Here is a 14,877-nt window from a genome sequence, read left to right on the forward strand (position 1 = left end):
GGAAGCGCTGTGCGATGCTGACACGACCGCCCTCCTCTTCGCGGCTGACGTGAGGGCCCTCACACAACTCGCAACAGCTCACAAAGGAGTGAGGACCGCGATGCCGCTCGACCCGGCCGGGGAACTCGACGACCTGCTCCGCGCGGCCGCCGCCGCGTGTGGCGACCAGACCGCCGACACTCTCGGCTTCCTGCGGGAGTTCTACCGCAACGTCCCGCCCGACGATCTCGCCGACCGCGACCCCGTGAACGTCTGCGGGCCCGCCCTCGCCCACCGGAAACTCGCCGCCCTGCGCCCCCAGGGCCGGGCGCTGGTCCGGGTCCTGGCGCCGACGCTCGACGAGCACGGCTGCGACCCGGGCGCCTCGGTGGTCCAGATCGTCACCGACGACATGCCCTACCTGGTCGACTCGGTCACCAACGAGATCGAACGCCACGAGCTCGGCACCCACCTGATCGTCCACCCCCAGATGCGGGTCCGCCGCGACATGACCGGCCGGCTGCTCGGCCCCGACGAGATGGACGTCACCGGCCTGACCCTGGCCGAGTCGTGGATGTACATCGAGATCGACCGCCAGAGCGACCCGACCGCGCGGGCGCTGCTGGAGTCCGACCTCCTGCGCGTCCTCGACGACGTGCGCGGCGCGGTCGAAGACCAGGCCAAGATGCGCGCCCTGGCCGTCTCCACCGCCGACGACCTCGCGGTGAACCCGCCGCCGCTCGACCCGGCCGAGGTGGAGGACAGCCTGGAGCTGCTCCACTGGCTGGCCGACGGCCACTTCACCTTCCTCGGCTACCGCGAATACCGCCTGGAGGAGGACGACACGCTGACCTCCCAGCCCGGCACCGGCCTCGGCGTGCTGCGCCCCGACCGGGCCGGTTCGGGCAGCTTCGCCGCGATGCCGCCGGAGCTGCGCGCCAAGGCCCGCGAGAAGCAGGTGCTGATCGTCACCAAGGCCAACAGCCGGGCCACCGTCGCGCGCCCCGCCTACCTCGACTACGTCGGGGTCAAGCTGTTCTCGCCCGAGGGCGAGGTGGTCGGCGAGCGCCGTTTCCTCGGCCTGTTCACCCACGTCGCCTACAACGAGTCGATCTCCCGGGTGCCGCTGCTGCGCCGCAAGCTCGCGGCCGTGCTGGACAAGGCCGGGCTCTCGCCCGACAGCCACGACGGCAAGGACCTCATCGAGATCCTGGAGACCTACCCGCGCGCCGAGCTGTTCCAGATCTCCGCCGACGAGCTGCTGCCGATCGCCCTCGGCGTGCTGCGGCTGCGCGAGCGCAAGCAGGTCAAGCTGTTCCTGCGCCGCGACGACTACGGCCGCTACATCTCCTGCCTCATCTACCTGCCGCGCGACCGCTACACCACCAAGGTCCGCCTCCAGATCCAGGACCTGCTGATGCGGGCGCTCGGCGGGCGCACCCTCGACTACAGCGCGATGATCGGCGAGTCGGCGCTGGCCCGGCTCCACGTCGTCATTCGGGGCGAGCGCGGGCTGCCGCTGACCACTGAGGGCGTCGACGTCGAGTCCCTCGAAGCCAAGGTCACCGCCGCCACCCGCACCTGGGAGGACGACCTCGCGACCGCCATCGGCGAGCTCTGCGACGACGACGACGCGCCCGCGCTGATCCGCCGCTACAGCATCGCCTTCCCCGAGGGGTACAAGGCCGACTTCCCGGCCCGCGCCGCCGTCGCCGACCTCAAGCGCCTCGAACAGCTCAGCGACGACGACGCCGACGACATCGGCATGAACCTCTACCAGCCGCTCGACGCCGTCGAGGGCGAGTGGCGGTTCAAGCTCTACCGCCTCGGCGTGGCGATCTCCCTGTCCCACGTGCTGCCGCTGCTGGCCCGCATGGGCGTCGAGGTCGTCGACGAACGGCCCTACCAGATCGACCGCGACAACGACCCGCGCACCAAGGACGCCTGGATCTACGACTTCGGCCTGCGCTACACCATCTCGGGGGAGCTCGCGGCCGAGGACTTCAAGCGCCTGTTCCAGGACGCCTTCGCCGCCCTGTGGAAGGGCCAGGTCGAGGCCGACGGCTTCAACGCGCTCGTGCTGGCCGCCGGGATGACCTGGGAACAGGCCGAGGTGCTGCGCGGCTACGCCAAGTACCTGCGCCAGGCCGGGGCCACCTTCTCCCAGGACTACATCGAGAAGACCCTGCTCGGGAACCTGCGCCTGGCCCGGCTGCTGGTGCGCCTGTTCGAGGCCCGGCTCGACCCGCGCCTGCCCGAACACTCCCGGCTCGACCTGTCGGCGGCCCTCACCGAAGAGGTGCTGGCCGCGCTCGACGAGGTCGCCTCGCTCGACGAGGACCGCATCCTGCGGGCCTACCTCGAATGCGTCTGCGCGACGCTGCGCACCAACTTCTTCCAGCGTGACGCCGAGGGCCGGCGCAAGCCGTACACATCACTGAAGTTCGACCCTCAGGCGATCAGCGTGCTGCCCCTCCCGAGGCCCAAGTTCGAGATCTTCGTGTACGGCCGCCGCGTCGAGGGCGTGCACCTGCGCTTCGGCAAGGTGGCCCGAGGCGGTCTGCGCTGGTCCGACCGCATGGAGGACTTCCGGACCGAGATCCTCGGCCTGGTCAAGGCGCAGATGGTGAAGAACACCGTGATCGTGCCGACCGGGTCCAAGGGCGGCTTCGTCGTCAAGCACCCGCCGCAGGGAGGCCGCGACGAGTTCCTCGCCGAGGGCATCGCCTGCTACAAGCAGTTCATCTCCGGCCTGCTCGACCTGACCGACAACCTGGTCCACGGCCAGGTCGTGCCGCCCGCCGACGTGGTGCGCCACGACGGCGACGACACCTACCTCGTGGTCGCCGCCGACAAGGGCACCGCGACGTTCTCCGACATCGCCAACGGCGTGGCCAAGGACTACGGCTTCTGGCTGGGCGACGCGTTCGCCTCCGGCGGCTCGGTCGGCTACGACCACAAGGCCATGGGCATCACCGCGCGGGGCGCGTGGGAGTCGGTCAAATACCACTTCCGCACGCTCGGGCTCGACACCCAGACCACCGACTTCACCGTCGCCGGCGTCGGCGACATGTCGGGCGACGTGTTCGGCAACGGTATGCTGCTCTCGCCGCACATCCGCCTGGTGGCCGCCTTCGACCACCGCCACGTCTTCGTCGACCCCGACCCGGAGGCCGCGAGCGGCTTCGCCGAACGCGAGCGCCTGTTCGCCCTGCCGCGCAGCTCGTGGGACGACTACGACCGCGGCCTGATCTCCGCCGGGGGAGGGGTGTGGCCGCGTACCGCCAAATCCATCCCGGTCTCCGCGCAGATGCGGGCCGCGCTCGGCATCGTCGACGGGGTCACCTCGCTGGCCCCCAACGACCTGATCAGCGCGATCCTCAAGGCGCCGGTCGACCTGCTGTGGAACGGCGGCATCGGCACCTACGCCAAGGCCACCGCCGAGTCCAACGCCGACGTCGGCGACAAGGCCAACGACGGGCTGCGGGTCAACGCCGCCGACCTGCGCTGCAAGGTCATCGGCGAGGGCGGCAACCTCGGCTTCACCCAGCTCGCCCGCATCGAGTTCGCGCTGCGCGGCGGCCTGGTCAACACCGACTTCATCGACAACTCGGCCGGGGTCGACACCTCCGACCACGAGGTCAACATCAAGATCCTCCTCGACGAGGCGGTCCGCGAGGGCGACCTGACCGAGAAGCAGCGCAACGGGCTGCTGGCCGAGATGACCGGCGAGGTCGGCGAGCTCGTGCTGCGCGACAACCACGCCCAGAACGTGGTGCTCGCCGCCGCCCGCAAGCAGGCCGCCGACATGCTCCACATCCACACCCGCTACCTGCGGCGGCTGGAGCGGCAGGGGCAGCTCAACCGCGCCCTGGAGTTCCTGCCCACCGACAAGGTGCTGGCCGAACGCCGCCAGAGCGGGCTCGGGCTGACCGCGCCCGAGTTCTCGGTGCTGCTGGCCTACACCAAGCTCGTGGTCGACCAGGAGATCCTGGCCAGCGACCTGCCCGACGACCCGACGCTGCGCGAATGGCTGGTCTCCTACTTCCCCTCGGCGCTGCGGGGGACGTACCAGACCTACATGGACAACCACCCGCTCCGGCGGGAGATCATCACCACCGGCGTCGTCAACGACCTGGTCAACAGCGGCGGCACGAGCTTCGTCTTCCGGTTCCAGGAGGAGCTCGGCGCGTCCGCGGCCGACATCGCGCGGGCCTACCTGGTCACCCGGCAGGTCTTCGACCTGCCCGCCTTCCGCCGCCAGGTCGAGGCGCTCGACAACCGGATCGACGTCGACACCCAGCTCGCCATGCTGCTCGAAGGCCGCAAGCTGTCCGAGCGCGGCACCCGCTGGCTGCTCAACAACCGGCGCCCGCCGCTCGACCTGGCCGCCTCGGCCCGCTTCTTCGCCGACGGCGCCGCCGCCCTGCTGCCCCACCTGCCCAAGCTCCTGACCGGCCCCGACCTGGCCGCCTTCGAGGAGCGCCGCGACCAGTACATCGGCCGCGGCGTCCCCGACGAGCTGGCCGAGCGGGTCGCCGCGATGGTGCCCGCCTACTCGACCTTCGACCTGGTCGAGATCGCGGTCGCCACCGACCGGCCGGTCGGCGAGGTGGCCGAGGTCTACTTCGACCTGGCCGACCGCATCCAGCTCGCCCGCCTGCGCGAACGCGTGATATCGCTGCCGCGCGACAGCCGCTGGAACACCATGGCCCGCTCGGCCCTGCGCGACGACCTGTACGCCGCGCACGCCAGCCTCACCCGCGACGTGCTGATCCACAGCAAGCCGGGCGAGGCCCCGGAGGAGCGGCTGGCCCGCTGGTCGGAGGGGAACGAGGCGGCCGTGACCCGGTCCCGGCAGACGTTGTCGGAGATCTGGGAGAGCGACGTCTTCGACCTGGCGACGCTGTCGGTCGCCCTCCGCGCGATCAGGACCCTGGTCGCGACCAGCGGACTTCCGCACTCCAGCTAGAGAAGCACGACTCCGCCGGTGGCGACCTTCGGGTGGCCACCGGTCTGGGCTCTATTGGGTGGCGCTGGCCTGGGTGATGCGGCCGTCGTAGGCGATGATCTCGGCCGGGGCCTTGGAGGTGCGCGGGGGGACCAGAGCGAGGAACTGCTGGGTCTCCTGGATGCGCCGGTCCTTGACGATCTGGGGGTTGGCGAGGTCCCAGGTGGCGTCGTCGGGGAGCGGGAGATTGCCGCCGACGGCGTTGGGGAGCACCGGTATCCACTGGGTGGTGCGGGTCAGCGTGTAGAACAGCAGGCCGCCGCCGTCGGCGGTCCGGACCGCCTGGACCGGGTAGGACGCCGCCGCCGCGAAGATCGAGATGTAGTCGTAGCCGGCCCGCTTGTAGACGTCCTTCTGCGTGTCGATGTCGTCGTAGAAGCCCTTGGTCAGCGGGCCTTCCTTGATCAGCGCGGAGGTGAACCCGCCCGGCCCCTCCTCGGCGACGGTGGCGTGGAGCGGGCCCAGCAGGTTGGGGCTGATCGCGATCGACTGGTCGCGCGCGTCGAGCGGGGTGGCGTAGCCCTCGGCGTCCTTCTCGATCTCCGGCAGGACGGCGTCGCCGTTCAGCAGGGTGGTGAAGCCGCGCTGCCAGGCCTCGCCCTCCTTCATGAACGTCATGATCGCCGTCTGCTTCTCCTTGCCGTGGCGCCGCTCGGCCACCGTCGCGAACCAGGGCGTGACGCCCTTCGGCAGGCGCGGCACGATCTCCGTGCGCGGTCCCCAGGAGTATCGGATGGGCCTGTTTTCGGATGACCGATATTCGGCCAGCACGAGCGGATCCTGGCCGTCCCTGGCGCGTTCGAGGGCCATCCGGCCGTCGCCCATGGACCTGATCACGTCGTCGGCCGCCAGGAAGACGTCGGCCGCCTTCGTGGCCTCGTCGATCGTGAGGGCGAGCGGCGACGGGGTGGGGGAGGGCTTCGTGGTGGCCGCGACCGGGCTCGGCCTGGGCGCCGGGGCCTGGCTCGTGCAGGCCCCGAGCAGCAGCAACACGCCGGAGAAAGACAGGGAAAGGGTCAGCGCGCGGCGCATGTGAACCCCCCTCCCTTGTGCAAAAGGGACCGTACCTGAGTCGGTCCGGTGTTCGCGTACCCTTTAGAAACGTGGCAGCCATCGATCCAGCAGAAGAGATCAACGAGCTTACCGGCACCCTGAACAGCATTCAGGACGTGCTCGACCTCGACAGCCTGCGCAAGCAGATCGACGAGCTGGGCGAACAGGCCGCGGCCCCCGATCTGTGGAACGACCCCGAGGCCGCCCAGAAGGTCACGAGCAAGCTCTCCCACCTCCAGAGCGAGGTGAACAGGGTCGAGGCGCTGACCGCGCGGATGGAAGACCTCAAGGTCCTCTACGAACTGGCGGCCGAGGAGGCCGACGACGACACGCTGGCCGAGGCCGACAAGGAACTGGCCGCCCTGCGCTCCGACATCGGCGCCCTGGAGGTCCGCACCCTCCTGTCGGGCGAATACGACGCCCGCGAGGCCCTGGTGACGATCAACTCCCAGGCCGGCGGCGTCGACGCGGCCGACTGGGCCGAGATGCTCCTGCGCATGTACCTGCGCTGGGCCGAGCGCAAGGGCTACGGCACCGAGGTCTACGACACCTCCTACGCCGAAGAGGCCGGCATCAAGAGCGCCACCTTCACCGTCAAGGCCCCCTACGCCTACGGCACCCTCCGCGGCGAACACGGCACCCACCGCCTGGTCCGCATCAGCCCGTTCGACAACCAGGGCCGCCGCCAGACCTCGTTCGCGGGCGTCGACATCGTGCCCGTGGTCGAGCAGACCGACCACATCGACATCGTGGAAGACGACCTGCGGGTCGACGTCTACCGCTCCTCGGGCCCCGGCGGCCAGGGCGTCAACACCACCGACTCGGCGGTCCGCATCACCCACTTGCCGACCGGCATCGTGGTGTCGTGCCAGAACGAGCGTTCCCAGCTCCAGAACCGGGCCTCGGCGATGGCCGTCCTCCAGGCCAAGCTCCTGGAGCGCAAGCGCCAGGAGGAGGCCGCCGCGATGAGCGAGCTCCGCGGCGAGACCACCAGCTCATGGGGCACCCAGATCCGCAACTACGTGCTGCACCCCTACCAGATCGTCAAGGATCTGCGCACGGGCGTCGAGGCCGGCAACCCGACGGCGGTCCTCGACGGCGACCTCGACGGCTTCATCGAGGGCGAGATCCGCTGGATGCGCCGCCAGGAGTCAGGTCAGGAGTAGACCACCTTCAGGGCCGTCAGCGCGAGGGCGAGCACTATCACAAGGGCCACCAGAAGTGGCGGCATTCCCATGAATCCGTGGAAGTGCAGCCGTTCCCTGGCGCCCCGGCAGGAGGGGCAGCGGCCTTCCACCACCGGATGGGCACACGCGGCGCAGATCAAGTGTTCGCAGCTCATCGGCCCTTTACCTATGCCCTAATCGTTTTGTTTCCGTTATGGACGTTCCATGCCAGTGTTACCCCTAGACTGAGCTCTGGCCAACCGGAACGTCGATCTGGAGCAAAGAGACCGGCGCCCCCCGGTATGGATGTCCCCCGCCCCCTAGACTGGCATGCCGTGATGCGCCCGTGATCCATTTCGATAATGTCACCAAGGTCTATGTGAACCAGAACCGCCCTGCGCTCGACCACATCTCGGTCGACGTCGACAAGGGCGAGTTCGTGTTTCTCGTAGGACCGTCGGGCTCGGGAAAGTCGACGTTCCTCCGCCTGGTTCTCAAAGAGGAGAGGCCCAACTCCGGCGCCATCCACGTCGCCGGCAAGGACCTCGCCAAGCTCTCCAACTTCAAGGTGCCCCACCTCCGGCGCCGCATCGGATGCGTCTTCCAGGACTTCCGGCTGCTGCCCAACAAGAACGTCTATGAGAACGTGGCCTTCGCACTCGAGGTCATCGGCAAGCCGCGCCGTTTCATCCGCAAGGTCGTCCCCGAGGTCATCGAGCTGGTCGGCCTCGAGGGCAAGGCCCACCGCATGCCCGACGAGCTGTCGGGCGGCGAGCAGCAGCGAGTGGCCATGGCGCGGGCCTTCGTCAACCGACCGATGATCCTGCTGGCCGACGAGCCCACGGGAAACATCGACCCCGCGACGAGCATCGGCATCATGAAGGTGCTCGACCGCATCAACAGGACCGGCACCACCGTCCTCATGGCGACGCACGACGCCGCCATCGTGGACTCCATGCGCAAGCGTGTGGTGGAGCTGGAGGATGGCAAGATCGTCCGCGACCAGTCGCGGGGTGTCTACGGCCAGGCTTACTAAGAAGGAAGCATGCGGGCGAATTTCATCTTCTCCGAGGTCTGGATCGGCCTCCGTCGCAACCTCACGATGACCATCGCGGTCATCGTGACCGTTGCCGTCGGCATGGCGCTGCTCGGCATCGGGCTGATGATCAACTCACAGGTCTCGAGCATGACCAGTTTCTGGAGCGACAAGGTCGAGCTCTCGGTCTACCTGTGCAAGGAGAACTCCCCCTTCGAGGCGTGCACCGACAAGAAGGGGATCTCCGAGGAGCAGAAGGTCGCTCTTGAGGACGTCATCAAGGGCATGCCGCAGGTCGAGGGCGTGACCTTCGAAGACTCGGCCAAGGCTCTCGAGAACTTCATGAACAACGACTCCAACAACGTCTTCGCCTCGTTCCTCAAGGTGGAGGACATGCCCGAGTCGTTCCGGGTGAAGCTGTCCGACCCGGCGCAGGCGGCGGCGGTGACCGAGGAGCTGTCCGGCCAGGCCGGCGTCTCCAACATCATCAACGAGCGCCAGCTCCTCGACAGCTACTTCGGCTTCATGGACAAGCTCCAGTGGATGGCCCTGTCGGTCGCCTTCGCGATGGTGTTCGCCGCCACGCTGCTGATCGGCAACACGGTCCGGCTGTCGGCCTACAACCGCCGCCGGGAAACCGGCATCATGCGGCTCGTGGGCGCCTCCAACGTCTACATCCAGCTGCCGTTCGTGCTCGAAGGCGTCATCGCGGGCCTGATCGGCGGCGTGCTCGCGGCCGTCATGCTCATCACGTGCAAGATCCTGATCTTCGACGGCATCCAGACGTTCCTGCCCGAGGCCCTCGGCTGGAACACCGTCGCCGGGATCATCTCCGGCACGATGGCCATCGGTGTGATCATCTGTATCCTCGCGTCCTTCATCACGCTCCGCCGCTATCTGCGGGTGTGACGAGCCGCCGGTAGGCTCTTGCCCATGCCTCGTGAGACCGGGCGCAAGGTCATCGCCCAGAACAAGCGTGCCCGCCACGAATACTTCATCGAAGACACCTACGAGGCCGGTCTGGTCCTGACCGGCACCGAGGTGAAGTCCCTTCGTGAGGGCCGCGCCAACCTGACCGACGGCTTCGCCGCAGTCGAGAACGACGAGGCGTGGCTCTACAACGTGCACATCCCCGAATACACCCAGGGCACCTGGACCAACCACTCCGCCAAGCGGAAGCGGAAGATGCTCCTGCACCGCAAGGAGATCGCCAAGATCTACGCGACGCTGAGGGAGAAGGGTCTGACCCTGATCCCCCTGGCCCTCTACTTCAAAGACGGCCGGGCCAAGATCGAGGTCGGCATCGCCCGCGGTAAGAAGGACTACGACAAACGCCAGACCCTCCGTGAGAAGCAGGACAACCGGGATATGCGACGGGCCATGTCGGGCGCCATCAGGCGCAAGGGGGGCAGCTAGGCCGTGTCCCCCCGTCGTCCCCTGCGTCTGGCCCTCGCCCTCGCCCTCGTCGCACCCGGGCTGACCGCCTGCTTCGAGGAGCCGTCCCCCCACGAGGCGGTCCGTGACTTCCTCGTGGGGTGGCAGAGCGGCGACTACGAGATGGCGGCCCGCCGGTCCGACGCCGACCCGGCCACCGTGGTCAAGGCGCTCGGCGACGTCGGGCTCCACCTCGACGCCGCCTCGATCCGGTTCGCGCTCGGCACCATCAGCCTGGACGGCGACAACGCCAAGGCCAACTTCTCCGCCGAGGTCAACCTCGGCGAGAACAACCCGCTGTGGACGTACGACAGCATGCTCCCCCTGCGTCTGGTCGACGGCCGGTGGAAGGTCCACTTCTCCCCCGAGGTCATCCACCCCGACCTGCACGAGGGCCAGCGGCTCGCCGTCAAGATCAACCCTGAGGGCCGTCAGCCGATCATCGACCGCAACGGCGACACCCTCCAGGAGGACGACACCCAGTTCGTCGCCCAGGTGGTCCCGAAGGAGCTCACCGACCCGGCCAAGGTCTGCGAGGAACTCTCGAAGATCACCGGCTTCGCGCAGGACCGGCTCCTCAGCCGCATCCTGTCGGCCCCGCCGACCGACGCGGTCCCGCTGGCCACCTTCGGCCCGAACAAGTACCGCGAGCTGGCCGCCAAGCTGAGGGCGATCCCCGGCCTGACCATCCAAGAGGAACACCCGCCGGTCGCCCCCAAGTCGCCCGCGCAGATCGTCGGCCGCGTCAACGCCGTCACCCCCGAGAGCGAGCAGCAGCTCGGCGGCCCCCAGCGGGCCGGTGACACCGTCGGCCGCGACGGCCTCCAGAAGGCCTACCAAGACCAGCTCACCGGCTCCACCGAGACCCGCGTCGTCATCCTCGACACCAAGTCGTGGGAGCAGGTGAAGGAGCTCAAGTCGTGGCCCGGCCGGGAGAACATCCCGGTCAAGACCACACTCGACACGGCCATGCAGCACGCCGCCGACCTGGCCGTCGCCGGCACCCAGCCGGCCGCGCTCGTCGCCGTCCAGGCGTCCACCGGCGAGATCCGCGCCATCGCCACCAAGGGCCTCCACCAGCAGAAAGACGCGCTGGCCGGCAAGTTCCCGCCCGGCACCGCGTTCTCCATCGTCACCACCGACGCCCTGCTCAAGGCCGACCTCGACACCCAGGAGAAGGTCCCCTGCACCGCCGACCGCACCGTCGGCGGGGCCCGGTTCCAGCAGGTCGGCGTCACCGCCGCCGCCCCCACCTTCGAGGCCGACTTCGCCCACGGCTGCGTCACCGCGCTGGCCTCCATGGCCCGCAAGGTCGAGAGCGACGACCTGCTCCTCAGCGCCCAGCAGTTCGGCATCGGCGCCGACTGGACCCTCCCGCTCCCCGGCCACAGCGGCCACGTCCCCGCCCCCGCGACCGACGCCACCAGGGCCAAGGTCATCGCCGGCACGTCCGTCCAGGTCAGCCCGCTCGCCATGGCTCTGGTCGCCGGCGCTGTGCAGTCGGGCACCTGGCGCCCGCCCGTCCTCGTCACCAGCCCCGCGCTGCCCGACACCAACACCGAGATCGTCACCCCCACCGTCGCCCCCAAGCCGATCAACCTCGACCCGGGCCGGGTCTCGACGCTCCGCACCCTCATGAGAGCCGGGGTGACCAGCGGCTCCGCCAAGGCCGCGGCCGTCGCCGGGTCCGAGGTCTACGGCGTCGCCTCCCACGTCGGCTACGTCGAGAAGAAGCAGCGCAAGCAGCTCTCCTGGTTCGTCGGCTGGCAGGGCGACATCGCCGTCGCCGTCATGGTCGAGACCTCCGTCCCCGGAGCCGCGCCCGCCGTGGCGGGGTCGTTCTTCGGCGCGCTGGCGCCCTAGGGGGAATACGTGTTCGCGGTAGGGCGGTTGTACAGGTAAAGTTGCGGTGTCCGGGAGCTGGCGCGACCGGGTTTGACAAGTTCACATGGGGGTGACCGGTTTCGACTTTGGCATTACAAGGCAGGGGAAGCGGGTCGAGGACGGCGGACATAACCTCGTTAACACTGTGACCGCAAACAAATAAGTGCCAATACCAAGGCCACTTCGGTTAGCCAGGGTTCCCTGGCTCTCGCTGCCTAAGCAGACGAGTTAAACCGTGTCAGCCCGAGACCGCCTCCGGCTCGGGATCTGGCATCGCTAGGAGGCTCCACCATCTTCGCCGGCCGCGGGGGAGGATGGGAAACCAAACAGCGGATGAGCCCGTCGGCGACTCGCCTGTGAGAGCGCCGGGGCTGAGAAAACGCTAAACAGGCTGCACCCGGAGAAGCCCTGGCTCGGTGCTGAAGGACGCGGGTTCGATTCCCGCCACCTCCACGCGAAATGGATGGCTCGTGGTTGCCGCCCCTTCGGGGCGGCTGTCACGGGCCATTTCGCGTTCGTGCATACGGGGGGACGACCCCCCGAACCCCCCGATACGAGAGGGCTGTCGCCCCCTCGCGCTCCCCCTGGCCGCTGTCGCGTCCTGTCGTCGCTGGCGCTCCGGATCGCTTCGCTCCTTGCGAGGGGGCTCCGCTCCCTCGCGCTCCCTGGCAAGGCCTCGCTTCGCTCGGGCGGCATCCTCGCTTCGCTCGGGGATGAAGTCCAGATAATTCACAGGTTCCCATCGTCTTTCAGAGCTCGGGCTGGCGTCGATTCGTACAGGATGAGGCTCTTCAATCGGACGGCATGTCAGTCCGTGTTGGTGGAGCCGGGCGGCACAATGGCTGGCATGACTGTTGACCTCGCTGACGAGCTTGGCGACAAAGAGAGCACCGTTCTGGAGTTCAAGCTGTCCGCGTCCAACCGCGACAAGATCGGCCAGGCGATCTGCGCGCTCGCCAACGATCTGTGCGGGCGTGGTGGCGGGGATCTGCTCATCGGAGTAGATGATCACGGCGAGCCGGTTCTCATCCTGGACACCACTGACCGAGAGTTGCTCAGACTGACCGAATATCGCGACAGCGGGCAGATCCTGGATCGGCCGTCAATGACGGTGGAGGTGGTCACGTATAAGAACAGGCCAGTCATCCGAATCCACGTGAATGCTTCGACGACTCCGCCCGTGCGATATGACGGCGTCGTCTGGGTGCGGCCGGGGCCGACGACACGCAAGGCCACCCGGGAGGATGAGCGGGTGCTGGCCGAGCGCCGTCGATCGCTCGACGGGCCGTTCGACGGACGGAGTGTGCCGGGCAGCACGCTCAACGATCTGGATCTGGCGCTGTTCCGATCCACCTACCTTCCGTCCGTGGTCTCTCCTGACGTCATCGAAGAGAACGGGCGTCCGCAGGAACACCAGCTCGCGAGCTTGCGCATGGCTGACCTGACGGCGACGCCGACCGTGCTGGGGCTACTCGTTCTCGGGTTCGACCCCAGTGGTTTCATCCCCGGCGCCTACCTGCAGTTCGTGCGATACGACGGCGTGGGTCTCGACGCCGCAATCGCCGACGACCAGGAACTGCGATCCAACGTCGTCGACCTGGGCAGCCGTCTTGACGCATTGTTCCGCGGCCACCTGCATACCCAGGTAGTGGACGACGAGGGGTTCCGCGAGGTGCAGCGGCCCGATTACCCGCTCGCCGCCTTGCGTGAGGTTTGCATGAACGCCGTTATGCACCGCAACTACGAGACTTCCTACGGGCCTATCCGTATCCTCTGGTTCGCCGACCGGATCGAGATCACCAACCCGGGCGGGCCATACGGGCAGGTCCGCGCTGACAACTTCGACCGGGTCAGCGACTATCGGAACCCGTCGCTTGCCGCAGCGATGAAATCACTGGGGTACGTTAACCGTTTCGGGCGAGGGATCGGCCGAATCCAGGCGTCGCTGGACGCCAATGGCAATCCGCCCGCCGATTTCCTCGTCGACGAATCGTCGTGGTCGGTGACCTTGAGGAGAGCAGAATGATCTCGGTAGCACTCTTCAACAACAAGGGAGGCGTCGGTAAGACGACGCTCACATATCATCTGGCCCACATGCTCCAGCGCCTTGGGCATCGGGTGCTCGCCGTCGATTTGGATCCACAGGCCAACCTGACTTCGGCGTTTCTCGACGAGCGGGAGCTCGCGACGATCTGGGGAGAACCGGAGATCGAAGCATGGGGATCGAGGCAGCTCACCCTTCTAGACGCGATCTTCCCTCGGGTAACCCCAGACTCCGGGACGGTCGCTGCCTCAGTTCAACCGATCATGGAAGGGCTCGGTGACGTTGCGTTCTACGCGCCGACACGCATCACCGACGGCCTCTGGCTCGTACCCGGAGACCTTGAACTGAGCGCGTTCGAAGACAAGCTCTCGGCCGCTTGGCCGAACTGTTTTACGGGTGATCACGCCGCCATTCGGACGACTACAGCCTTCTATCGGATCGTCGACGACGCCGCCCGCAAAGTCAGTGCCGACATCGTGCTCATCGACGTCGGGCCGAACCTGGGCGCGATCAACCGGGCCGCCCTCCTCGCAGCGGACAGCGTGCTGATGCCTCTTGCTGCGGACCTGTTTTCCCTTCGTGGTTTGCGTAACCTAGGTCCGACGTTGCGAGCCTGGCGGTCGACATGGCAGCAGACCGTGTCACCCAGAGTGCCGAAGACGATTGCCTCTCCTTCGGGAGAGATGCGACCCCTCGGCTATGTGATCATGCAGCCAACCATGCGCCTGGACCGGCCGGTCAAGGCCTATCGGCGTTGGCTGGAGCGCATCCCTTCCGTCTTCGCTGAATCGGTGCTCGACGAACGACTATCCGATCATCGGTCGTACGAGATCGCGACCCTAAGGAATTACCAGAGCCTGATGCCCTTGGCCCACGACGCCCGCAAGCCGATGTTCGATCTCAAAGCGGCAGACGGGGCTATCGGCAGCACGCAGACCTACGTGCAAAAATGCCGCGCCGAGTTCCGTGAGCTCGCCGAGACCGTGATTGAGCGACTCACCGAGGTCCGGGCGCAAGGCGAAGACGACCCAAGGGTCTGCCCGTGAAGCTCTCGACGGCGTGGCGCGAGGCTGGCCGTTCGCGGTGGGTCGGCGTCTCTGCGAGTCGTTCCTCTAGTGTCTGGAGGGATGGGTTCGAGTGGGTCTCGTCGCCGCTCTGACCTTGGTGAACTATCAGATGAGCCGCATGTGACGACCGATCCGATCGGGTGTGCTGGCTTATGGCGGTTCTTCAGCGCATTTCTGTCGGTGGTGGCTGCCACCATGACGAC

At 67.7% G+C, this 14,877-nt stretch carries 9 protein-coding genes and 1 other RNA gene; 9 read left to right on the forward strand and 1 reads right to left on the reverse strand.

From position 1 onward, the window contains the following. Positions 1-100 precede the first annotated feature (100 nt). Positions 101-4,951: an NAD-glutamate dehydrogenase gene (locus tag AW270_RS29605; protein WP_061299405.1), complete on the forward strand. Its 4,851-nt coding sequence runs from the start codon at positions 101-103 to the stop codon at positions 4,949-4,951. Positions 4,952-5,002: 51 nt separating this feature from the next. On the opposite strand, the gene AW270_RS29610 is transcribed toward AW270_RS29605, so the two are convergent. Beyond that, positions 5,003-6,022 carry a DUF8094 domain-containing protein gene (locus tag AW270_RS29610; protein ID WP_061299406.1) on the reverse strand — a complete coding sequence of 340 codons (1,020 nt, stop codon included), beginning with the start codon at positions 6,020-6,022 and terminating at the stop codon, positions 5,003-5,005. Between the two features lie 71 nt (positions 6,023-6,093). Here AW270_RS29610 and prfB point away from each other — a divergent pair, with 71 nt between their 5' ends. The 8 genes from prfB (at position 6,094) to AW270_RS29655 (ending at position 14,653) form a co-directional block, all read left to right on the forward strand. Next, positions 6,094-7,209: a peptide chain release factor 2 gene (gene prfB, locus AW270_RS29615; protein WP_061299407.1), complete on the forward strand. Its 1,116-nt coding sequence runs from the start codon at positions 6,094-6,096 to the stop codon at positions 7,207-7,209. Positions 7,210-7,555: 346 nt separating this feature from the next. After that, positions 7,556-8,245, forward strand: coding sequence for a cell division ATP-binding protein FtsE (gene ftsE, locus AW270_RS29625; protein ID WP_061299409.1), 690 nt, complete (start codon positions 7,556-7,558; stop codon positions 8,243-8,245). A 9-nt stretch (positions 8,246-8,254) separates the two neighbouring features. Beyond that, entirely contained in the window at positions 8,255-9,154 is a 900-nt protein-coding gene (gene ftsX / locus AW270_RS29630; RefSeq protein WP_061299410.1) for a permease-like cell division protein FtsX, read from the forward strand. 24 nt (positions 9,155-9,178) lie between these two features. Further along, positions 9,179-9,661 carry an SsrA-binding protein SmpB gene (gene smpB / locus AW270_RS29635; RefSeq protein ID WP_061299411.1) on the forward strand — a complete coding sequence of 161 codons (483 nt, stop codon included), beginning with the start codon at positions 9,179-9,181 and terminating at the stop codon, positions 9,659-9,661. Between the two features lie 3 nt (positions 9,662-9,664). Next, positions 9,665-11,542: a penicillin-binding transpeptidase domain-containing protein gene (locus AW270_RS29640; protein ID WP_061299412.1), complete on the forward strand. Its 1,878-nt coding sequence runs from the start codon at positions 9,665-9,667 to the stop codon at positions 11,540-11,542. A gap of 87 nt (positions 11,543-11,629) precedes the next feature. Continuing rightward, positions 11,630-12,019: a transfer-messenger RNA gene (gene ssrA, locus AW270_RS29645) on the forward strand. A gap of 391 nt (positions 12,020-12,410) precedes the next feature. Next, on the forward strand, positions 12,411-13,589 hold the full coding sequence (locus AW270_RS29650; protein ID WP_082801931.1) for an ATP-binding protein: 1,179 nt from the start codon (positions 12,411-12,413) through the stop codon (positions 13,587-13,589). Next, a complete protein-coding gene (locus tag AW270_RS29655) occupies positions 13,586-14,653 on the forward strand; it encodes a ParA family protein (RefSeq protein ID WP_061299413.1) in 1,068 nt (355 codons plus the stop codon). The genes AW270_RS29650 and AW270_RS29655 overlap by 4 nt, the downstream gene beginning before the upstream one ends. Positions 14,654-14,877 lie beyond the last annotated feature (224 nt).

It is taken from the genome of Herbidospora cretacea (genome assembly GCF_001570605.1).
GTDB lineage: Bacteria > Actinomycetota > Actinomycetes > Streptosporangiales > Streptosporangiaceae > Herbidospora > Herbidospora cretacea.

Excerpts from the sequence above, each read along its gene's own strand:
- AW270_RS29605 (WP_061299405.1), top strand. The coding sequence starts at position 101 with ATGCCGCTCGACCCGGCCGGGGAACTCGACGACCTGCTCCGCGCGGCC.
- smpB (WP_061299411.1), top strand. The coding sequence starts at position 9,179 with ATGCCTCGTGAGACCGGGCGCAAGGTCATCGCCCAGAACAAGCGTGCC.
- AW270_RS29655 (WP_061299413.1), top strand. The coding sequence starts at position 13,586 with ATGATCTCGGTAGCACTCTTCAACAACAAGGGAGGCGTCGGTAAGACG.
- AW270_RS29650 (WP_082801931.1), top strand. The coding sequence starts at position 12,411 with ATGACTGTTGACCTCGCTGACGAGCTTGGCGACAAAGAGAGCACCGTT.
- AW270_RS29610 (WP_061299406.1), bottom strand. The coding sequence starts at position 6,022 with ATGCGCCGCGCGCTGACCCTTTCCCTGTCTTTCTCCGGCGTGTTGCTG.
- ftsX (WP_061299410.1), top strand. The coding sequence starts at position 8,255 with ATGCGGGCGAATTTCATCTTCTCCGAGGTCTGGATCGGCCTCCGTCGC.